Genomic DNA, 21,389 nt, shown 5'->3' on the forward strand with positions numbered 1-21,389 from the left:
AGTGGGGAGTGGGGAATGGGGAGTGGTGAGTGGTGAGTGGGAGAGACGCGATTAATCGCGTCTGTACTGGGGAGTGGTAAATATTGAAATTCCCTACTCCCTACTCCCTATTCCCTATTCCTTAATTTCTAATTCCTTAACGTATTGCTCGTAAAACTCCAAAGCAACCTTCTCAATCACGTCGTAAGCTTCAACACTCTGTATTCCAGCTTTTTGCAATTTTTCTTGAGGACTGTTACCAATCTTGGAGACTAAAACTGCTTTGCAATCTGCGATCGCTTTCATAATATGCTCAAAAGAAGCTTCCTCGCCGTATCCACCTTGGCAGTATTGGTCAATTTTGCGATGGCTGACAAAGCGAGCATCGTTTCCATCCACTTCGTAAATTTGGAATTCTTTGGCATGACCGAAGTGCTGGTTAACCAATCCGCCGCCTTTGGTTGCTACTGCAACTAGGATTTTGGGACTGTTGGCAAATTTCTTGCCGGCTAGCGCCTTGTCTTTGGCAACTTTAAGTTCTTCTTTAAACTTCTCAATACCTTGGTGAACTTCTTGACGTTTCTCTAGATCATATTCTGGAGTCATTTCCAAGAATTTCTCTTTGGAAAATTCTTGGCTGCGGTCTTCTCCCAATAATCCGACAGCATCGGCACGGCACTGGCGACAGTGACGCATCATTTTCATGTTACCGGAGCAATTGTCTTGAACTTCTTTGAGTTCTTTAGGTGTGGGACCGCGTTGACCGATTAAACCAAAGTGTGTGCCATGTTCTGGTGCAGAAATCAATGGCATGATGTTGTGCAAGAATGCACCTTTCTCACGAATGACTCGATTCACTTCGACTAAGTGATGGTCATTAATTCCGGGAATCATCACAGAGTTGACTTTGCACAAGATGTCAGCATCTTTCAGGGCTTGCAATCCTTCCATCTGTCTTTCGTGGAGAATTCTTGCGCCTTCAATGCCTCTGTAACGCTTGCGGTTGTAGTGAACCCAAGGATAAATCTGAGCACCGATCTCTGGATCTACCATGTTAATGGTGATCGTAACGTGATCTATATTTAATTGTTTAATGCGATCGATGTAGTCGGGCAGCATTAAACCATTGGTTGATAAACACAGCTTGATGTCTGGTGCTTGCGCTGCAATCAACTCAAATGTGCGGAAAGTCTTGTCTGGGTTTGCCAATGGGTCGCCAGGGCCGGCAATTCCCACAACTGTCATTTGGGGAATCTTGCCGCCAATGACCAAAGCTTTGTGTGCAGCTTCTTCTGGGGTTAGCAACTCGCTAACTACTCCAGGACGGCTTTCGTTAGCGCAGTCATATTTACGGTTGCAATAGTTGCATTGAATGTTGCAAGCTGGTGCAACTGCAACGTGCAACCGGGCGTAGTGGTGATGGGCGTCTTCGCTGTAGCAGGGATGTTTAGCAATGCGTTCTTCGAGCTTTTGATCCCTTTCCACGGTGGCGCTGCTGGGGCTGTCGCAGCCGCAACCACCTGATTTTGCTTGGGTTGTCGATTCCGTAGCAGGGGTGTTGAGGAGTCGTGTAGACGGTGATGTCATTGAGTTTCGCAAAAGGTCGGTGGACTTGGCTGCCACTGTGGGAGGATGCTGTTGCTACTCTTTATGCCCAGGAATTGAAGTCGCGTCTTCCACACTGCCTGCAAACCCTTGGGTTTGGCTGACTTGTTATCAAGTAAGGCAGGCGATGAATCTTTAGATGTCCGGCTGGTGTGTCAACGTTCGGTTCTTGGGTAGAATTTGTGCTTACAGCCGCGACTTCTATTCACTTTTGGCATGGTGCTATGTCATCCCTCCACTCACTTTTCGCTTCGTTTTGTTTTGGAGCGTTAAGTGATTGGCGATATAAGAGTTATAGCAGCCGCCTCCCAGCCAGACAGTGCGTCTCTCTAGGATAGAATTTATTGGATTTATTACGCTTGTACTCAAGTAATAAAAACCCTAATTCTTCAAGCATTACAAGAATTAAAAATTTATTTTTCGGGTAGGGGTTCTAGTATTTTTTGGTTGGGGTTCTAGTGTTTATAGATAGGGGTTCAGGATTTCTTTGTACTCAGGGACAACCCAATCCCAGCAAGGACTTTAACTAACTTAAAACTGGGTTTGGGTTATTTCAATGTGTACTCAGATTGCCCTCAACTTCCGTCAAAAGCAAGAAATGCCAAGGGTTTGAGGGTGAAAAACTGGAGTTATCTATATCGTTCTACTCCAGAAAAAAGGCGAAATTCAATTCTGTATCTAACATATCATTTTTTTGGGGGTAAAAATGCAATTTATATTTTTTTAATTTTTGCTTTGGCAATGATATTCAATTGTGGTTCTAAGTCTTATCTGGCAACCTATACAGGCTTATAAAAATAGATGTCTTGCTGCACATATTTTTCAAAAAGTTTAACTTTTCAGTTCTTGTTTTTCATTTCCACAATCAGGAGATGGGTAGGAAAGTCTCGGATTTTGTGTTTGAGAGAAACAACAAACTATAATCTAACATGATTGTGCGATCGCAATGAATTTTCTGAATTGCTCACTACAAACGTTAGCAAAAAATCTAACCCCCTAGTACCGCAAGGCAAAAGTCACGCATTCACGCATTCACGCATAATTGTATTCCAAGCTCTTGCGCCATTTGAAATGGTATGTTTATTTCCGCGCCCACTGTAGTGTACTAGCCCCCTTCCCGACGCTCTAAGGGGGAAAATTCAAAGCCTCTCTCTTAAAACGAGAGAGGTTTTCCAGATACCGCTCTTTGTTGCGTATACTATTTAGCTACAATCAAACCAAGAAAAGAAAAAATCTTAGTTATGATAGCCATCCCCCAACAGCCGCTAGAAATGACCGTTGAGGAATATCTCGAATGGGAACCTCAGCAAGACGTTCGCTACGAATATGCCAATGGCGAAGTATTTGCCATGACAGGCGGTACAATTCCCCATAACGATATTGCACTTAACTTGTACACTGCCTTACGTCCCCATCTGCGTTTCAGAGGTTGTCGAGTAAATGTGTTAGACGTAAAAATGCAACTCACTCCCCAGAGTCGCTACTATTATCCTGATGTTATTGTCAGTTGTCACCCTGAAGACCTCAATGCCCGCAAATTTATTCAACATCCCAAGCTAATTGTCGAAATTCTTTCCCCAGGTACAAGCGCTAAAGATCGGGGTGAAAAATTTACTTATTATCTGACAATCCCCAGTTTGCAAGAGTATATCTTGATTGACTCGGAAAAAATCTCCGTCGAGCGTTACTGTCGGGGTGAGGGTAGGATATGGCTTTACTATCCCTACACGGCTGGAGATATGATCACTCTATCGAGTATTGAATTTGAGTGTCCAATTGAACTGCTGTATGAAAGTGTTGTATTTACCACTGAATAATCAAGAGAATTTTCCCTGTTATTTTTTAAAGAGCGATGTCTACGACGGGCTGCGCCTACGCTCCTTAAGTAACTGCATAACCTGTGTAGGGTCTTAACTCCGGTGGGCGAAAGCCAAGGACAATGTGTTCTTTAGGAATTCCAGCCCGTTCTAAATCGGCGGCAATACCTTCTTCAGTGCCATCCCGTTGAATCCAGATTTTGCCATCAATTAGGTCAATATGAACCAGACAGCCATGAATGCGGCGATCGCCATCCCAACCTATATCCATCCATAAATAGCGATCGCGGATTCGATCAAACACCACTTCTGGGTGAATATCCGCATAGGAATAACTCAGTGAAGCATATTCACTGAGGATAGTTTCAATCACCTGGCGATAGTGGTCTAACTTGGTGTAATCCATTGTTTAATAACCTCCTGTTTTGGATCAAAGGTAATCAGCTTTAAACGATGATTTCTTAGTAAAAGTTTGCCGATAGGTTCTTCAAACAAATCATCAAAAACTCTGTTAGGCACTGCAAGATATAACATTCGCTCTGGCTCTAACTCAATTAATATATCCTGATACAAAATATACTGACCCAACGCTTTTTCTAAATCATCAACATCTGATCTGCCGCTAAAACTTTTAATCTCAACTGCAATTTTGGATTCTGCTTTTTGCGCCGCCAATAGTTGTCTAGCACCTAAATCAACATACAAATCTTTTTTACCAAACTTCAGAGTCAGTGGGTCATGAGTAATTATCCATTTGTCTTTAATCAAAGCATTTTTGACATTATTGTGATAGATGTCTCTAGCTGGCATACAGGTGTAATCTTAGACTGATATTTCTATTTTAGGAAATCTCTGACTGCGCCTAGCGTCTTCGTTAAATGCCATGCGTAGGCGTAGACATCGCTACACTGGATTTATCATAAAAAATAGGCTGTCTGAGTTCATTCACGAAAACAGGGTAGCAGGAGGAATGCGATGAAAGCAGTGGTTATCTATCGGTATGGCGCGGCTGAGGTGTTGCAGTATGAAGAGGTGGAACAGCCGAAAATTGAGCCAATGCAGTTACTTGTGAAAGTTCGTGCAAGTAGCGTTAATCCCGTTGATTGGAAAATCCGCCAGGGAATGTTGAGCTTGATTAGCGGCAGCAAATTTCCGAAGATTCTGGGGTTTGATGTGGCGGGAGATGTCGTAGCCGTTGGCTCTGGTGTCACACGTTTTAAAGCAGGAGATGCTATCTATGGCAGTACTAGCTTCCCTGGAGGAGGTTACGCCGAATTTGCAGCCGTAAGAGAAAACTTGGTGGCTTTTAAACCAACAAACCTATCTTATGAAGAAGCTGCGGCTGTACCTTTAGCAGCGCTTACGGCTTTGCAAGCTTTGCGAGACGAGGGGAATATTCAAGCAGGACAAACTGTTTTGATTAATGGCGCTGCGGGTGGTGTGGGGATTTTTGCAGTGCAAATTGCTAAGGCTTTAGGGGCAGTGGTGACGGGAGTTAGCAGTACCAAAAACTTGGATTTGGTGAAATCTCTTTTAGCAGACCGCGTGATTGATTATACGCAACAAGATTTCACCCAAGATACAGCGCAGTATGACATTATCTTTGATGCAGTGGGTAAGCGATCGCTCTCACAAACCAAAAGAGTTCTCAAACCCAACGGAATTTATATCACCACACTACCCAGCCCCGAAGTTTTCTTAGAGGGCGTCTTAACAGCGTTCCTTCCCGGTCAAAAAGCGAAATTTATCCTGGAAAAACCCAACACTCAAGACTTGGTTTATCTCAAAGAATTGATTGAAGCGGGTAAAATTCGTGTGGTGATTGATCGCACATATCCCTTACAAGAACTCGCGGCGGCTCATAGTTATAGCGAAACTGGGCGTGCTGTGGGGAAAATTGCGTTGGTGCAACCCGTCGTAGACATCGCCATTTAGGGTAACTGAGATTTTTCACCCTGTAAGGCTTAATATTATTTGTGTCACAATTGAGGAAAATAATATATATCCTACAACCCGGCAAGCACTTATGTGTGTGATTATTTGCCAGTACTTGTCTAATTTCTACCGGGAAATTCAGCTATTCCGTTTTAGTGACACAATTGGCAATGTGTTTATTTTGGCAGGTAGATGAACTGCAAATCCTTGTATTTCGTGATGGAACTTGGAGATTTGTCAATGAAACCTAATTTTGCCCAAATGTCCACAAAAGAGTTGAGGGCGTATGTGCTTGCTAATCGGGAAGATATAGAAGCGCTAGAAATCCTATTTAATCGCCGTACTCCTGACTCAGAAGCAATTATATATCCATCGATGTTTACTGAAGATGGTAAACCTATAGAAGAGAATAATCGGATAATTGCAGAAGCGATCGCTCAAAGAGTTCAGCAAGAGAAGAATAATCAGAGATAAATTAATTAATGGCAAGTATGAATTGCAACTAGGAAATCCTGTTTGGTTGCCGGAAGTTGGCTTAGGAATTGGATGCGATCGCGGCAATTATTCCGGCGTTACTAGAGAATGGCTTTATTGGTATGATCAGTCAGGAAAACGCTATGCTACACCCCAAGAGAGAATTCAACGGTTAGCGGAAAAATTGCGTAGACGCGTAGCGGCTTGTCGTTAGACATCGCTGGGCATAGATCCAGATAATCTTGATTAAGGAGCGATCGCAGTTAGCAATTAATCTGAAAAACCAACGCGAAACCTAACCCCCTAACCCCCTTCCCGACGCTCTAAGGGGGAAAATCAAAATCTCTCTCCTTTTAGGAGAGAGGTTTTCCAGATTCCTTGAAAGTCGAAGACATTACTCCAGCTAGTGTATATACTCGTAATCAAACTCTCAACAGAAGCGAGTATTATGCTGGACTTGTTAGCTCTTTGGGGTGTAACTCAGACCGCCGGGTTTATTTTTAAACCCATTCTGGAAGACTTAGCCAAGGATGCTGCTAAAGATTGGGCTAAAGATTTATTAAAAGGCATCCCTGGCAAGATTGTCCAGAAACTTAAGAAGGAAGACATAGAAATTGCTGCTGGTAAAGCGTTAAAGGAATTTTTGCAACTCATGCAGCAGCAGTTAAAGGTTCGTTGCAAACTTGCTGAAGCTGAGATTAAAGAGTACACCAAAGACATCCAGAAATTTATCAGCGATAAGTTGGTTACAGAAATTCTTGGTCAGGCTTTTGATATTAATTGTGAATCTCTAGACGCTAAAACCCTAGAAGATAGTTGGAACAGGCTGCAATTAAAACCTCTGCCAGCTAAGTTTAACTGGCAATCACTTACAGAACAGTATTTTACACAAGTCCAAGAACTGCTTTTAGATTCAAAAGATTTATACCATATCCTAGAATTACAAAAGTTATCTGATATTGAAATAAATACCAAAGAAATTGCTGGCGTTATTGTAGATTTTAATTTAGTTAAATATCAAGAAGGAATCCGAGAGCGTTATGGCAATCTGAAGTTAGATAGCTTAGATACTAGCGGCTATGCTTATAACGAACTTAAATTATGGCGGATTTTTACTGCTCAAAATGTCCGGGAAGCTCATCAAGTATTACCACAAGTTCACGAACTGCCTAAAGAACATCTTAGACGGCTGCGAGAAAGTGACCAAATAGAAGCAGAAATTGAATTAGAAGAATTAGAACGCCACAAACGGGTTTATTTTGAACAGCCGATCCGTTCAGTTTTAGATGTTGTCAATAAAAAGCAAGATTATAAATATATTGTGATTTTGGGCGATCCTGGTTCAGGTAAGTCTACATTGTTGCAATTTCTGGCTTTGAATTGGGCTGAGTCACCACTGGATAATGTTATATCATTACCAATTCCGTTGCTAATTGAGTTACGCACTTATATGCGGCGACGGGAAGATAAAGAGTGCAATAATTTTCTAGAATTCTTTCATCAATGTAGTGGTGCTGTTCATCATCTCAATCAGCTTGAACTAGATAAAAAATTAAAAGCTGGTAATGCCTTAGTGATGTTTGATGGTTTGGATGAGGTATTTGACCCTGGTAAGCGAGAGGATGTAATTACTGATATTCATCGCTTTACTAATGACTATCCTGATGTGCAGGTAATTGTCACATCTCGGATTATTGGCTATAGACCGCAACGATTGCTTAATGCTGAGTTTCGCCACTTTATCTTACAAGATTTAGACTCAGAACAAATTCAGGATTTTATCTACCGTTGGCATGAGTTAACTTTTACCGATGCAGTAGATAAGGTGAGAAAACGGGAACGGCTACAAAAAGGAATTGAAGCTTCCAAATCTATTGCAGAATTGGCGGGAAACCCTCTGCTGTTGACGATGATGGCAATTCTTAATCGTAATCAAGAGCTACCAAGAGATAGAGCCGAGCTTTATAATCAAGCATCGCGGGTGTTGCTTCATCAATGGGATGTGGAACGCGCTTTGACAGAAGATAAGAGGTTAGATCCCAAGACGATTGATTATAAAGATAAGCAAGCGATGCTGCGTCAGGTTGCTTATCTTATGCAAACTGGTGAGAAAGGGTTGGCAGGTAATTTAATTAATGAAAATGATTTAGTCAAGGTTCTGACTGATTATCTCAAAACCATAGAATTTGATAAACCCAGAGAAGCGGCGCGGGTGATGAGAGATCAACTGCGGACTCGCAACTTTATGTTATGTTTCCTGGGTGCGGATTATTATGCCTTTGTGCATCGGACATTTTTAGAATACTTCTGTGCTTGGGAGTTTGTCTGGCAGTTTAAAGAAACGCAAACGCTGACTATTGAGCAACTTAAGAATGAAGTTTTTGGCAAACACTGGCAGGATGAAAGTTGGCATGAAGTCTTACTGCTAATTGCCGGAATGATTGAGCCAAAATTTGTGGGCGAGATTCTTGATTATTTAATGGCACAAGATGGCGAAGAGGAAAAGTTTGTCAATCTCTTTTTAGCGGCTAAGTGTCTTGTAGAGGTGAGAAATCGCTCGGCGATCGCGTCAACAGCTACTAAATTACTTGACGAACTACAAGACTTAACTAAATATGACATCGGATACTATTATGATGAGGAAGAAACTAAAGTAGTTCAGAAAATTCGCACTCAAGCGGTTGTAGCAATTGTAACGACTTGGATAGAATCTTCTGACATAAAAAGCTGGCTCAAAGACAGCGCTACCCAACAAAATAATGATGTGCGAAGTGCAGCACTCCGAGAATTAGCCAAGAATTTCAAAGATGATCCCGACACAAAAACCATCCTCAAAGACTGTGCTACTCAGGATCATAATTGGTTAGTGAGATGTGTAGCAGTCGGAGAATTAGCCGAGAATTTCAAAGATGACCCCGATACCAAATCCTTCCTCAAAGAATGTGCTACTCAGGATAATGATGAGTATGTGCGAAGTGCTGCACTCCGAGAATTAGCCGAGAATTTCAAAGATGACCCCGACATAAAAACCTGGCTCAAAGAACGCGCTATTCAGGATGATGAGTTTGTGCAAAGTGCTGCACTCAAGGAATTAGTCAAGCACTTTAAAAATGACCCCGACACCAAAAATATCCTCAAAGATCACACTACCCAGGATCATAATGGGGAAGTGCGATTTACAGCAATTGCAGAATTAGCCGAGAATTTCTCGGATGACCCCGACACCAAAAATATCCTCAAAGACCATGCTATCCAAGATCATTATGAGGATGTGCGACGTATAGCAGTCCGAAAATTAGCCAAGCACTTCAAAGATGACCCTGACACCAAAACCTTCCTCAAAGAATGCGCTACCCAGGATGATAGCGGGGATGTGCGATGTGATGCAGTCCGAGAATTAGCCAAGAATTTCAAAGATGACCCCGACACCAAAACCTGGCTCAAAGAACGCGCTACCCAGGATAATAAATGGGATGTGCGACGTGCAGCAGTCGAAGAATTAGCGAATCACTTCAAAGATGACCCCGAAACCAAATCCATCCTCAAAGAACGCGCTACCAAGGATGATGACAAGGATGTGCGAGGTGCAGCAGTCCAAAAATTAGCTGAAAACTTTAAATATCACGCTGATTTATTTGATATCTATCACCAGTGTGCTGTTAATGACCCTTTTAAGGATAGCCATGATCCCCCGTTTAAATACAACCCTCGGCAAATAGCACTTGAGGCAATCATTGAGCAATTTCCTCAGCATCCCCAGACTTTACCACTGCTGCGCGATCGCACAGAGAATGACGCAGATGAGCAAGTGCGGGAATTTGCTCAGAAGAAGTTAAAGCAGTTGGAAGGGTAAATGTAAGCTGATTTACTATTCACAGTAGAAACCGCAAAAGAAAGACTTACTATTATCCATGTCACAATTGAGGAACAGACGATCAACCCAACCAACGAGACAAGCCTTAGCCTGTGTGCGTGTCTGCCAGATGTTGTCTAACACCTATCGGAGTATTGAACTATTTCGCTTTGATGACCAAACCGGAGTTGTATTTATTTTTGTCAATGAGGAACTCCAAATCATTGTACCTGCTAATGGAAACTGGAGGTTTTTAAATGCAACCGAATTTTCAAGCAATGACTAACAAAGAACTAATAGCTTACGCACTTGCACATCGGGAAGATGTAGAGCCTTTGCGTGTTTTATATAGCCGCCGCACTCCTGATTCAGAAGCAACTTGGTATGGGCCAATGGTAGCTGAAGATGGTACACCAATAGAAGAAAATATTCGCATTGCAGAAGAAGCAATTAGGCAACGCATTGAGCAAGCAAATCAAAGCAAGCAAGATTCTCAAAGTTAAGAATAAAAGAGTTGCAAAAATATGAACAACACAGAAGTTCGTCAGCAAATCAACCAATATTTAGATGGATTATCTTCAGAACGCCTACAACTGGTTGCTGACTTTTTAGCGTATCTGGCAGATAAGGAGAGTGAAGACGCTACCCAAGAGTTGCTTGATATCCCTGGATTTATTGAATCCTTTGAAAGAGGTAAAAAAGATATCGCTGAAGGTCGGGTAAAAAGCTGGAGAACAATTCGGTCTGATGTATAGAAGCCCTGGCGAATGGAATTCGCGGCTATACAGACAAAACCCACCTCCGTGGGTTTCAAATTCTTTGAGTCCGCGCAGGCGGACTTGGTTTGTGTAGCCGCGATTTCTAATCGCCAGGTATATTTGGTATTGCTCATCGACGAAAAGCTTATAAATAAATATACAATCGTGATTCAATGGTCACAAGGAGACCAATGTTATGTGGTTTTGCTACCGGAGTTTAGGCATATAATGCAGCCTTGCACTCACGGAGAGACTTACGAAGACGCTTTGAATCTTGCAATTACCTGAAAATTGCTGTAAATTCGGTCAATATCAGATTGTGATATTATCGTCCCCCTGCTGATTAATAACTAATCGCAAAATTGATAACCCCAAAATTATCAAAAATAGCACTAGCCCAATCGTGCAAGCATAGCTAATTTCCAAATTGTTGAAGGCTTGCTCATATAGATAATAAACAATCGTTTTCGAGCTACTGAGTGGGCCACCTTGGGTCATAATGTATACTTCTTCAAACACTTTGGTCGCAGAAATAGCCGAAATCACCGCCACTAGTGCTAAATACGGCTTCATCAAAGGTATGGTAATATCCCAATGTTTGCTGATACCATCAGAGCCATCGATCGCAGCGGCTTCGTACACATCAGCAGGAATTGATTGCAACCCGGCTAAATAAATCACCATGTAGTAGCCTAGCCCCTTCCACACGGTGACAGCCATAACGCTGGCAAGAGAAATTGGTACAATACCAAAAATTTTGGCTGGGCTAGTTAGCCAAGGAATACCTTCTGGAAAAATACCTAAAGCTTTCAGCAACTGATTAAGTAATCCGTTTTCTGCATACAGCCATTTCCAAGCTATTCCCGCAACCACCATTGAAATTACCACTGGGGTGTAGTACGCTGCTCTAAACCAATTCATCCCCCGGAGTTTCTGATTTACCAAAATTGCCAGCACTAAGGGAGCAATTACTAAAATTGGTACTACACCCACAAGATATAGAAAAGTGTTTTCCAAGGTTTTCCAAAAAACTACATCCTTCCAAAGCTTGAGGAAGTTGGCGAAACCTATCCATTGTGGCGGCTGGGCAATATCTTCATAGCTGGTAAAGCTGAGGTAAAACGCTTGCAGTGCAGGCCAAAAGACTGTTAACGCCAAAAGAACTAAGGCGGGTAGTAAAAATAAATAGGGGGTCGATCGCTGTTTGATGAATATCCAATTTTTAGGCATCAATTGATTCATATAGCAGTCTGCTTTGATTTTTGAAATTATTTGCGTAGACAGGGAGTAGGGATTAGGGAGTAGGGAGTGGGGAAGAAGCCTTTTTGGGGTGTACTGATTTTTTTCAAAAATCAAATACGAGTCCTATATAAGGTTTAATAGTTGTTTTCGCTTTGTCAGCAAGAATTTGGAGATGTGAGTAGATTTAAGCTTCAATATTCTAAAGGCATATATTTGCGTAGCGCTAATTAATAACTCGGAGAGAAACTGCAATGGAAACTCAGCACAACCCGCTAATTGAACATCAAAATGTTCCCATAAACCACCGTGGACTACATGATTTTTTGTACAGTTCAGACGACGAACACACTGCCATTGAGGTGAGTATAACCCCTGAACTGGCAAACAATGGTACTGAAATCATTGACCTTGATGCTTGGAGTGCGGCTGCTCAGAACGCAAAAATTGCAGGTGTTTACGCAGTATTGGACGCAGAACGCCGCACGCAGTACATTGGCTATTCTCGGAATGTGTTGCTTTCCTTAAACGGCCATCTTCGTCAAAATGGTGAGCAAAAGTGTGCTTTTGTCCGCGTGCAAGCATTCAAATTCCCCAAGCGTCAAGAAATGGAAGATTTGCGAGATGCGTGGATAGCAGAACTAGAAAGCACACCACCTGGTAATGCAACTGATGGCGAAATGTGGGCTAGCACAGTCGGCGAAGCTACTAAGGCGGTAATGTCAGAGGCGGAACGTCAAGCCTATGAGGAGAAAAAGTTAAAACTACGGAAAGCAATGGCTGACACAAGCCTTTCTAAAGAGTCAGAAACAACAGATGCGAGTGAAGCCGAACGTCAACGTCAACTTGAAGCTGCTGTGACAAATGATGACTGGAGTGTAATTATCGACGCACAGACACAAGAAACTAAGTCTTAGGATGAGTGTTCAGTCCTCTGGTTATTTCCTCACTTGGATAGCCCAGCCATTTACAGGATAAGCTATCCAAGTGTTTAGATCAATGTTTTTGCTGCTTTGCATAGACGCTATGCAGGTTTAGGGATCTGGCTTAGGGTAGTTTTTTGCTTATAATCATTTTTGTTTATTCTTTTGAAAATAAGCAATATTTGCTCCTATCGTTCAACCCGCCTACATTAACAATACGCTTGGTGTTAAAGCTAAAATTCTGTATCAAAGCCAATTTTTTAACTAACCGCCTTCTGTACGAGACACGAATAGGACTAGCCCTTTCAAGGTGACTCGTAAAATCTCTTTTCTTCTCTCTGCGTTCTCCGTGCCTCTGCGGTTTAAAAGTCATTTATTTAACCTTATTAGGCGCAGACAACACAGAGAAAAGAGGAATTATTATCCAAAAATTTTACCCACCTTGAAAGGGTTAGTCCTAACTAAGTAGAACGCCTCTGGTGTTCATGACACAGCAGAAATGGCACAAACTTGTAATCCGACAGGTGTTTGAATAATTACTGATTCTACGCCGAAGACTTGGGCGATCGCATTTGGTGTCAGAACTTGTTCCGGTGTACCAACTTCCCAAATATGACCCTGTTTTAATAATGCAATGCGGGAACTATACCGCGCTGCTAAATTCAGTTCGTGTAAAACTGTGACAATAGTTAATTCCTGCTGCTGATTCAGTTGTTTAAGTAGTTCCAATAGCTGCAATTGATAGTTGATATCTAAAAAAGTTGTCGGTTCATCTAATAGTAAAACTTTTGGTTCTTGCGCTAGTGCTAAAGCTAAAAAAGCCCGTTGTCTTTCACCGCCTGAGAGTTCTTCGACTAAGCGATCGCTAAATTTTTCTAGTTGCGTCTTTTTAATTGCAGCTTCCACTTTCGCCCAATCTTTGGCGTTTAATTCCCATTGCCACCAAGGTTGATGTGGCGTGCGTCCTAAACTTACTAATTGTCGCACTGTTAAGCCCACAGGAACCGTTTGTTGTTGCGGTAATAATGCCAGTTTCTGAGCAACTATATTTGGGGGTTGAGAGTGAATTGCTTTGCCATCAAGTAGCACTGTTCCTTGCTGTGGAGAGAGAATACGACTCAGCAATTTGAGTAAAGTAGATTTACCTGAACCATTAGCACCAACTAAACTTAACCATTCTCCTGTTTCCAGAGCCAGGTTAATGTCTTGAACAATTGGTATTAAGTTGTAACCGCCTGTGAGATTTTGCAGTTCGAGTGGCATTTCAGAAACTCATAAATCAAAAAAGAGAAATTTAATTTTACTGGATTTGAGTGGATTATTTAGCATCCTTATACCCAGATTGATTTAGCTCGACTTTATCCATTTACCCTTTCTGGCGATCGCTACTGTATAAATTACTCAAATGAGAAAGCAAAGTGCTGTTTGCTTGCCCAAAATACTAAAATGAGTGCTAAATCTACCGAAATCAGAAAGCAATTAAGCATTTTGAAAAAGCAATATGCCTTTTTGCTTGCTAAATCTACCGAAATCAGAAAGCAATTAAGCATTTTGAGAAAGCAATATGCCTTTTTGCTTGCTAAATCTACCGAAATCAGAAAGCAATCAAGCATTTTGAGAAAGCAATATGCCTTTTTGCTTGCTAAATCTACCGAAATCAGAAAGCAATCAAGCATTTTGAGAAAGCAATATGCCTTTTTGCTTGCTAAATCTACCGAAATCAGAAAGCAATCAAGCATTTTGAGAAAGCAATATGCCTTTTTGCTTACTGAAAATATCACAATGAGAAAGCAATTGCGATTAAAATTCCCACCATTAAGGCTGTGCTACCCTACTTATTGCCGCACAATAAGCCAAACCGAATTAACCCACGCTGATAACCGCGACGCATTAATCCCAGTGATAATGCCCCTTGGATGGTAGTCCAACCAGCATTTAGTAAGCCCCAAAGCGCTTGGGGAGTAAATGCGGAATCAATCACCACATTCCAAAAGGGGGCGACAGCAGTTGACCAATCAGCAGTGCGGATATTATGTAATGGTAGTTGATGCGCGATCGCTTCATACTCTGGCAAAGAAATCACATAAGGCAAACAATACACCCGATAAATATCCTGCAAATGTTTTTGTTCATCCGCAGTTAATGGGGACTCATCAGTTGGCCGATGACACCAAGTCACCATAATTAACTTGCCACCAGGCTTCAATACTCGGTAGCACTCTTGGAGAAACTTGGTTTTATCTGGCATGTGTTCACCGCTTTCTAGCGACCAAACCAAGTCAAAAGAATTATCAGCAAAAGGCATCGCTTCAGCATTTGCGACTTCAAACTGTGTTCTCATCAAATTAGCCTCTAAGGCGCGTTCCGTTGCTCTGGCGGCTTGTACAGGACTCAGTGTAATCCCTGTAGCTTTAGCATTAAACTTTTGTGCGAGGTATAAAGAACTGCCGCCAATGCCACAACCTACATCTAGGATATTTTCTGCTGTTTGTACCCCTGCCCAATTGAGTAGTTCTTCAATTAAATCAATTTGAGCCTGACGGCGGTCTTTTTTCTGGGTACCGTCCGCGCCGTAATAGCCGTGGTGCATGTGTTCGCCCCAAATCTGTTCCCACAGACCAGAGGAAGCATCGTAAAATTGCTGAATTTGCTCGGAAAGTGTTGCACTCATGAAAAAAGCAGTGTTAAGACAAAGCCGAATTTAAAAAAAACATACACATAGGGTATCATGTGTGTTTTTAATTAAAATAGGGGTTTTGGTTTGCAGGGATAATAAACTTCGGTTTCTCTCCCCTGAAAAATTTACTAATTTTACCTTAATAAGCTGCTTTTGCTCTCACTTGCATACTTGATCTTTTCGGGATACCTAACATGATTGAATTTTTTAATTTTAAATTTTAAGTTAATTATGACTGTTGCTCGCACAATTTGTTTGGGATTTCTGGCTGTCATCGCTGTGGGTACTATACTGCTGATGATGCCTTTTTCGACTAGCAATGGTACGTGGAATAACCTGATTGTGGCGCTATTCACATCCACATCCGCAGTTTGTGTCACAGGTTTATCAGTAGTTAGGCATTTTTAGGATCTAGTTCAAATCAGCTGCTCTTTTACTTTCAGACCATCTCTCTTGACTATATAAGCTGGAACACCGACAACAACACAATTATTGGGAACATTTTTGACTACGGCTGCATTCGCTCCTACTGTGACATTATCATTGAGAGTTACCTTACCAATCACTTTTGCTCCTGCATTTATCGTTACATTGTTCCCAATTGTAGGACGTTCCTTTTTACTGTTATATCCTATTGTAACCTGTTGATTAATCCAGCAATTTTCCCCAATACTTTCTGCTGAAATTATAGTACTAAATCCATGTTGAATAAATAGCCCAGAACCAATGCTATCGCAATATAAAAATAGGCTTGGGCATTCTTTATAAAAGAATTTTATAATATGCATGAGTACCAATCCAAGAAAGTTTCCTTTTTTAATTCTGTAATAGTAAAGATTTCTAAATTCTGGATATTTATACAGCAAATATAGTAAGTTACCCCAGTCAGAAGTATCAAGTAGCTCAACTATCTTTGCCCATCGTCTTACATCCACGACAATTATTTTTTTATTTGTACTAACGATAAACAATATGAGCATTGGAACAGCTATTATCTGTTGAATATTTTTGACCAATTTAATTGTGAAACCACGCATAAAATTACTCGTATTCGATATTCTAATTCTCTAAAAAAAGTCAAGTTTTCTGAATAGCACCAACTCTAAATTAACTCAAGTAGAATATACCGAACTCGGTAATTTCCTCATTCTTCTTGTTTACAAAAGTTTATAGCTTATGACAGTTAAAACCCCAGGAACATTTCTAGAAAACCCACAAATAATCGCAGTGGACGGATTAAAACTTCAGCAAACGTTATTGGCCTCACGCCTGGCTTAGGACTCTTATGGCTGACGGCAAAATTAGCATGGCATCGCCGAATGAATAAAAACGATATCCAAAAGCGATCGCTTCGTTGTATATATTCAATAACCGTTGTCTGCCAATTAGCGCACTTACTAACATCAGCAAACTGGAACGCGGCAAATGAAAATTGGTAATCAAACCATCCACCACCCGCCATTGGTAGCCAGGATAAATAAACAAGTCTGTTTTGCCGCAAAATGGTTGTAAATTCCCAGATTGAGCCGCCCCTTCTAGAGCACGTACTGCCGTTGTTCCCACAGCAATAATTCGACCGCCAGCTGCTTTAGTGGCGCGGATTTGCTCTACTGTGGCTCTTGGAACTTCAATCCATTCTTCATGCATGTGGTGGGTAGTTACGTCCTCCACTTCTACAGGGCGAAATGTGCCTACACCAACGTGCAGCGTTACAAAAGCTTGATTGATATTGCGATCGCGCAACTTTTGTAATAATTCTCTTGTAAAGTGTAATCCTGCCGTAGGAGCTGCGATCGCTCCTGGCTGTTTAGCATAAACTGTTTGATACTGATCATCAGCAGCTTCTGAGGCAGTGATGTACGGTGGTAGCGGTACTTCACCGAATACCTCTAACAGTTGCACCAAAGACTTTCCCTCTGGCAGATGAAATTGTAACAAACGCCCTCCCGTTGCTGCGTCTGTTTCTAGAACCGTAGCCGTGAGTTGGGGGCTGGGTACTGCGGAAAAATTTTCCCAATCCTTAATCCCCAATTGCCTGACATCAAAAATAATCTTCGCTCCCTGTCTAAAGCTTTTTCCTGGCTTAACTAAAGCTAACCAACAGTTATACCCCCGTTCTTCCAACAGCAACACCTGGATTTTAGCACCAGTGGATTTATGACCATAAAGCCGCGCTGGAATAACTTTTGTATTGTTCATAACCAACAAATCACCAGAACGCAGCAGCGCAGGCAAATCATGGAAAATGTGGTGTAGGGGCGCTGTTTCGGTGCCTGTGGTGGGAGAATTAACCACGAGTAACCGTGAGCTATCTCTAGGAACTGCTGGGTTTTGGGCAATGAGTTCTGGAGGTAGTTTGTAGTCATAGCCAGCTACCGAGCAATCTAATTCAAAATCTTTTTCTTGTGGGCCAGAGGTGTCTTTCAAATTCGCTTGTACTAGTTTTTGCTTTATTTAGTATTTATACTCTTTTAAAAAAGCTGGTTTGAGCTTTCCCTTGTAAAGGAACTTTAAGGCATCTTCGCTCAATTTTCTCGCTAGGCTATAAGATTGTTACTATTAAGTAACACGTAAAACTTAACATAAAAATTGGGTAAACCTCCCCATCAAAAAAGGGGGGATTTTACCCTACCGGGAACAGACATTGATTGACGAATATAGATATGTAGGATTGGCTTTGATCCCAAGCACCAACAAACATGGAATACTTGTACTATCTGGCAAATGCCAGTCTAACCCTGAGGGTCGTTCAACACCTGCACGCTAGACCTCAGACACCAGTTTCTTTCGTCACCGTAATTCATCAAATTGATGGCTGGGTGGTTAGGATCAAACTCAAAGGTCAAGTCTCGTCTCAAGAGGATGGAGACTTTCGGGCTTTCCTAAATGAATTAGGAATTAGCTACGAACCGCCAATGAGGGTGCAAATGGCACTTTGGAGTTTGGAAGCGGGACAGTGCCCTGTAGACGTGATGCGTCGCTATCAAGTAGCGATCGTCTCTCATGGTAGCCCAGAGAGAGATGAAATTGAGGCGTTCCGGCAACAGTTTGTCCGGGGCTTAGGCTACTGCCCAGAAACTTTGGCGTGATCCTATTTGGTTGTAACGCCGCTACAAAATTATTGGTCATTGTTCAGGAGGCAGGAGGAAGGAGGCAGTTATTGCAGGAGGAACCCATGTTTAACAATATGGGATTGTAGCAAGATCGAAGGCAGAGCGGCTCGCCTGGGCGCTTTGTATCTTGCAGCACTGGACGCTCGATCCAATTCTTTTTTTTGACTACGCAATGACCCAGAACTAAAGTTTTCTTCCTTCTGCCCCCTGCCTTCTGCCCCCTGCCTTTCTTTGTAATTAACATTTTTATCCATTACCGATTAACCATCTGGTGAAAAAGAATGTAGAGACGTAGCAGTGCTACGTCTCTATAAGCGTTCTGGGTAACGCATATTTAATTTCACTCCTATGTCGATTAACCATCATCAATTAAAGAGTCGAAAGCTGCAAGAATATATTCTTGCAGCTTAAACTTGTGTCCGGCTGCTGATGAAGTAGCTAGAGCTTCCGGGGTTGCTGTAAAATTAGTCAGATTTTTTGATATCCTTTGACAGTAGACAAGAGCAACATCAAATCTACAAGAATAATCTGCCTTCTCAGGATACTGGGCTAAGAATATTCCAGCTGTACGCCAGATTTTTGCTTGCTTTTCTGGGGTGATTGCACTTCTTCCCCCTGCATCCCAACTACCTGAACTGCGGGTTTTGACTTCAACAAATGCTAGTAATGAGTGCTGAGTCCTGTTAGCGGATAGCTGTTGTTTAGCCCGTGAGAAGTTCTCTTTCTGCTCCTCTGCTTCCCCAGATTCTCCATCATGTTGGGCAATGATATCGATTTCTCCCCAACGGCTAGAAAAGCGACGATGGAGAATAATCCAACCTGTAGATTGCAACCATTGGGCTACTAGGTCTTCTCCTAATTGACCACTATTTGGACAATGCATATAAACTTTAGTATTCTCGGTTATTTAATTCAACAGGAAAATAAGAGTTTCTAGCACTTACCCAAAATCATACTCCCATAATGTGCTTATTCTTTCCTTCCTGGCGTGGCATTCCCAACAGTCAAAATAAACTGATCATAATTGGGGTAAATATCCATAAAATAGTGATGCTCGACATATATGCCACCACGGCATTCCAGAAAGGTGATGAACGGTTCATAAGGGTCAGGAAGACCATTCCCAGCGTATCCCACTGGATAGCCTGAAGTCGTGCGAAAGCAACGTTCAAATCATCGTATGAACTTGAATTAGTATTCATAAAAATATTTTTAAAGGATTTTTGCGCTAACATCTCTGACTCAAGGATAATGAGATAGAGGAGGGTTCGCCATTGGCTAAAAATAGTATGAATTCTAAGTTAAGCGTCCGAATTTGGGCAAGCATACTCAGCTTATTCCTGTGGGGAATAGTTGGCATCACCGCAACGGCCGGTTTTGCTCCCACAGCTTTGGCACTTGAATATAATAAAGAAATTTTGGTTGACGCTGATTTCTCAGGACGTGATTTAACAGATTCCAGCTTTACCAAAGCTAATCTTCGCCAGAGTAACTTCAGCCATGCTAATTTGAACGGTGTCAGTTTCTTTGCAGCAAATTTGGAGTCTGCGAATTTGGAGGGAGCTGACTTGAGAAATTCCACTTTAGACTCGGCTCGTTTAGTCAGAGCAAATTTGACAAATGCACTGTTGGAGGGTGCCTTTGCTGCTAACGCCAGATTTGATGGTGCAATCATTGACGGGGCAGATTTTACCGATACGCTGCTGCGTTCCGATGAGCAAAAAAAATTGTGCAAACTTGCCAAAGGAACTAATCCGATTACAGGACGAGATACGCGTGACACGTTGTTTTGTCCTTAGTATTTTTTAGCTGGGCATTGGGCAATTGTACTGACCGTAGTCTAAGTAAGTTGAAGGGAGCGGAAGTATTGGGCATGGGGCATTGGTTATTTCCCCTCTCCTCCTCTGTCCCTACTTACCATTCCTTACTTATAAAATAGTGATATATCTTTTGTGCATCTTGGGCGATCGCACTGCCATTACTCAAAAAAATAGCGATCGCTCTCACTATGCCACCTATTTTAAAATACATACAGTTTCAAAATATCAGATTTCATATATTTCTTCGCAATCCAAGGAATTCTGGCACTGTACAAGCACTGAAATCAAGATATAGCAAGGTGTTATACTAATTTTTAATACCTTATAACAAGCGTAAAGCACTAGATAAATAGCTGCAATACTTTTCAAAGCATGAGTGAAATACGTGCTGATATTGCCATACCGCCCCAGTTTCCCGATCACACTCAGCTACCAGAGTCTGATGGTACGTTTGTGTTCGCGGAGCGTGCCGAAGGCAATAATTTTCAAGAGCATCCCCAAACCGTCATTTTGACAGACTCAATTGCTCAAGTTTTGCAACGCCTACATCCAGATGGACAGTATTGCATTGGTCAAGATTGTGGTATTTATTGGCGAGAGACTGAACCACCAGAAAAAGGAGCAGCAGCACCGGATTGGTTTTATGTCCCTGGTGTACCAGCAAGGCTAGATGGCAAAAACCGTCGCTCCTATGTTTTATGGCGGGAATACATACCGCCATTGATTGCTATAGAACTAGCTAGTGGTAATGGCGATGAAGAACGAGATGTCACCCCTTTACCTCTAGCTGGTAGTCGGGAAGGCGCAAAAGTAGGTAAATTCTGGGTATATGAGCGAATAATCCGAATTCCCTACTATGCCATTTATGAAATTAGTAATGACAAACTGGAGGTTTATCACCTGGTAGATTTTTCTTACCACAAAATGCAGCCGAATGAGCGAGGCCACTACCCAATTCCTCCTTTAGGAGTGGAACTAGGGTTATGGCAGGGAAACTACTTGAATAATCCTGAGCAATTTTGGTTGCGCTGGTGGGATTTAGAGGGAAATTTATTACTGATTGGTAAAGAAGAAGCTGAGTTGCAAAGGCAAAGAGCCGAGCAAGCTGAACAAAAAGCTGCACAATTAGCAGAACGGCTCAGGGCAATGGGTATCGATCCAGATGTAGAGTAATATTTACTAAGTTATGGTAAGCC

22 protein-coding genes and 3 pseudogenes are annotated in these 21,389 nt (G+C 41.9%); 15 read left to right on the forward strand and 10 right to left on the reverse strand.

The genetic code is table 11. The features are described from left to right. Positions 1 to 114: 114 nt before the first annotated feature. Complete coding sequence (gene nifB, locus HWQ23_RS05700; RefSeq protein ID WP_292824795.1) at positions 115 to 1,566, reverse strand: nitrogenase cofactor biosynthesis protein NifB; 1,452 nt, start codon at positions 1,564 to 1,566, stop codon at positions 115 to 117. A gap of 1,259 nt (positions 1,567 to 2,825) precedes the next feature. On the opposite strand from nifB, the gene HWQ23_RS05705 reads away from it, so the two are divergent. After that, positions 2,826 to 3,401 carry a Uma2 family endonuclease gene (locus HWQ23_RS05705; protein ID WP_292824798.1) on the forward strand — a complete coding sequence of 192 codons (576 nt, stop codon included), beginning with the start codon at positions 2,826 to 2,828 and terminating at the stop codon, positions 3,399 to 3,401. Positions 3,402 to 3,465: 64 nt separating this feature from the next. On the opposite strand, the gene HWQ23_RS05710 is transcribed toward HWQ23_RS05705, so the two are convergent. Continuing rightward, positions 3,466 to 3,807, reverse strand: coding sequence for a XisI protein (locus HWQ23_RS05710; RefSeq protein WP_292824800.1), 342 nt, complete (start codon positions 3,805 to 3,807; stop codon positions 3,466 to 3,468). After that, positions 3,789 to 4,211, reverse strand: a complete 423-nt coding sequence (locus HWQ23_RS05715) for a XisH family protein (RefSeq protein ID WP_292824803.1) — start codon at positions 4,209 to 4,211, stop codon at positions 3,789 to 3,791. The genes HWQ23_RS05710 and HWQ23_RS05715 overlap by 19 nt, the downstream gene beginning before the upstream one ends. Positions 4,212 to 4,376: 165 nt before the next feature. Between HWQ23_RS05715 and HWQ23_RS05720 the strand changes: the two genes are divergently transcribed. The 9 genes and pseudogenes from HWQ23_RS05720 to HWQ23_RS05750 all read left to right on the forward strand — a co-directional run. Next, complete coding sequence (locus HWQ23_RS05720) at positions 4,377 to 5,336, forward strand: NAD(P)-dependent alcohol dehydrogenase (RefSeq protein ID WP_292824806.1); 960 nt, start codon at positions 4,377 to 4,379, stop codon at positions 5,334 to 5,336. A 91-nt stretch (positions 5,337 to 5,427) separates the two neighbouring features. Further along, positions 5,428 to 5,532: a DUF6888 family protein gene (locus HWQ23_RS33590; RefSeq protein WP_375466638.1), complete on the forward strand. Its 105-nt coding sequence runs from the start codon at positions 5,428 to 5,430 to the stop codon at positions 5,530 to 5,532. 44 nt (positions 5,533 to 5,576) lie between these two features. Then, complete coding sequence (locus HWQ23_RS05725; RefSeq protein ID WP_292824809.1) at positions 5,577 to 5,810, forward strand: DUF6887 family protein; 234 nt, start codon at positions 5,577 to 5,579, stop codon at positions 5,808 to 5,810. Continuing rightward, positions 5,788 to 6,024 (forward strand): annotated as a pseudogene (locus tag HWQ23_RS05730) (hypothetical protein); the annotation flags it as partial. The gene HWQ23_RS05725 and the pseudogene HWQ23_RS05730, both read left to right, overlap by 23 nt. Positions 6,025 to 6,258: 234 nt before the next feature. After that, entirely contained in the window at positions 6,259 to 9,663 is a 3,405-nt protein-coding gene (locus HWQ23_RS05735) for a HEAT repeat domain-containing protein (protein ID WP_292824812.1), read from the forward strand. Positions 9,664 to 9,793: 130 nt separating this feature from the next. Continuing rightward, on the forward strand, positions 9,794 to 9,949 hold the full coding sequence (locus HWQ23_RS33595; protein ID WP_375466639.1) for a DUF6888 family protein: 156 nt from the start codon (positions 9,794 to 9,796) through the stop codon (positions 9,947 to 9,949). Next, the gene (locus HWQ23_RS05740; RefSeq protein ID WP_292824815.1) at positions 9,921 to 10,166 is read left to right on the forward strand and encodes a DUF6887 family protein; all 246 of its coding nucleotides are present in this window, start codon (positions 9,921 to 9,923) and stop codon (positions 10,164 to 10,166) included. The genes HWQ23_RS33595 and HWQ23_RS05740 overlap by 29 nt, the downstream gene beginning before the upstream one ends. 21 nt (positions 10,167 to 10,187) lie before the next feature. Next, positions 10,188 to 10,418 carry a hypothetical protein gene (locus HWQ23_RS05745; RefSeq protein WP_292824818.1) on the forward strand — a complete coding sequence of 77 codons (231 nt, stop codon included), beginning with the start codon at positions 10,188 to 10,190 and terminating at the stop codon, positions 10,416 to 10,418. 150 nt (positions 10,419 to 10,568) lie between these two features. Next, a pseudogene (locus tag HWQ23_RS05750) lies at positions 10,569 to 10,700 on the forward strand (type II toxin-antitoxin system HicB family antitoxin); the annotation flags it as partial. A 33-nt stretch (positions 10,701 to 10,733) separates the two neighbouring features. Here the strand turns inward: HWQ23_RS05750 and HWQ23_RS05755 are convergent. Beyond that, positions 10,734 to 11,663, reverse strand: coding sequence for a carbohydrate ABC transporter permease (locus tag HWQ23_RS05755; protein WP_292824821.1), 930 nt, complete (start codon positions 11,661 to 11,663; stop codon positions 10,734 to 10,736). 251 nt (positions 11,664 to 11,914) lie between these two features. On the opposite strand from HWQ23_RS05755, the gene HWQ23_RS05760 reads away from it, so the two are divergent. Next, entirely contained in the window at positions 11,915 to 12,577 is a 663-nt protein-coding gene (locus HWQ23_RS05760) for a GIY-YIG nuclease family protein (protein ID WP_292824824.1), read from the forward strand. Positions 12,578 to 13,066: 489 nt separating this feature from the next. Here HWQ23_RS05760 and HWQ23_RS05765 read toward each other — a convergent pair whose 3' ends face one another. Together HWQ23_RS05765 and HWQ23_RS05770 are read right to left on the reverse strand one after the other, a co-directional pair. Continuing rightward, positions 13,067 to 13,846 carry an ABC transporter ATP-binding protein gene (locus tag HWQ23_RS05765; RefSeq protein ID WP_292824827.1) on the reverse strand — a complete coding sequence of 260 codons (780 nt, stop codon included), beginning with the start codon at positions 13,844 to 13,846 and terminating at the stop codon, positions 13,067 to 13,069. A gap of 568 nt (positions 13,847 to 14,414) precedes the next feature. Further along, on the reverse strand, positions 14,415 to 15,254 hold the full coding sequence (locus HWQ23_RS05770; RefSeq protein WP_292824830.1) for a methyltransferase domain-containing protein: 840 nt from the start codon (positions 15,252 to 15,254) through the stop codon (positions 14,415 to 14,417). 237 nt (positions 15,255 to 15,491) lie between these two features. Between HWQ23_RS05770 and HWQ23_RS05775 the strand changes: the two are divergent. After that, positions 15,492 to 15,656, forward strand: a pseudogene (locus HWQ23_RS05775) (TrkH family potassium uptake protein); the annotation flags it as partial. Positions 15,657 to 15,676: 20 nt separating this feature from the next. Here the strand turns inward: HWQ23_RS05775 and HWQ23_RS05780 are convergent. After that, on the reverse strand, positions 15,677 to 16,297 hold the full coding sequence (locus HWQ23_RS05780) for a serine O-acetyltransferase (RefSeq protein WP_292824833.1): 621 nt from the start codon (positions 16,295 to 16,297) through the stop codon (positions 15,677 to 15,679). Positions 16,298 to 16,523: 226 nt separating this feature from the next. Next, positions 16,524 to 17,714, reverse strand: a complete 1,191-nt coding sequence (queA, locus tag HWQ23_RS05785; RefSeq protein WP_292824903.1) for a tRNA preQ1(34) S-adenosylmethionine ribosyltransferase-isomerase QueA — start codon at positions 17,712 to 17,714, stop codon at positions 16,524 to 16,526. A gap of 245 nt (positions 17,715 to 17,959) precedes the next feature. Here queA and HWQ23_RS05790 point away from each other — a divergent pair, with 245 nt between their 5' ends. Then, the gene (locus HWQ23_RS05790) at positions 17,960 to 18,349 is read left to right on the forward strand and encodes a hypothetical protein (RefSeq protein ID WP_194042057.1); all 390 of its coding nucleotides are present in this window, start codon (positions 17,960 to 17,962) and stop codon (positions 18,347 to 18,349) included. A gap of 379 nt (positions 18,350 to 18,728) precedes the next feature. On the opposite strand, the gene HWQ23_RS05795 is transcribed toward HWQ23_RS05790, so the two are convergent. Continuing rightward, the gene (locus HWQ23_RS05795) at positions 18,729 to 19,256 is read right to left on the reverse strand and encodes a YraN family protein (protein ID WP_292824836.1); all 528 of its coding nucleotides are present in this window, start codon (positions 19,254 to 19,256) and stop codon (positions 18,729 to 18,731) included. Positions 19,257 to 19,342: 86 nt separating this feature from the next. Continuing rightward, positions 19,343 to 19,510, reverse strand: a complete 168-nt coding sequence (locus HWQ23_RS05800) for a hypothetical protein (RefSeq protein ID WP_292824839.1) — start codon at positions 19,508 to 19,510, stop codon at positions 19,343 to 19,345. Between the two features lie 152 nt (positions 19,511 to 19,662). Between HWQ23_RS05800 and HWQ23_RS05805 the strand changes: the two genes are divergently transcribed. Then, positions 19,663 to 20,172 (forward strand): pentapeptide repeat-containing protein, encoded by a 510-nt coding sequence (locus HWQ23_RS05805; RefSeq protein ID WP_292824842.1) that lies wholly within the window; start codon positions 19,663 to 19,665, stop codon positions 20,170 to 20,172. A 393-nt stretch (positions 20,173 to 20,565) separates the two neighbouring features. Next, positions 20,566 to 21,366 carry a Uma2 family endonuclease gene (locus HWQ23_RS05810; protein ID WP_292824845.1) on the forward strand — a complete coding sequence of 267 codons (801 nt, stop codon included), beginning with the start codon at positions 20,566 to 20,568 and terminating at the stop codon, positions 21,364 to 21,366. Positions 21,367 to 21,389 lie beyond the last annotated feature (23 nt).

The organism is Nostoc sp. JL33, assembly GCF_017114985.1.
Classification (GTDB): domain Bacteria; phylum Cyanobacteriota; class Cyanobacteriia; order Cyanobacteriales; family Nostocaceae; genus Nostoc.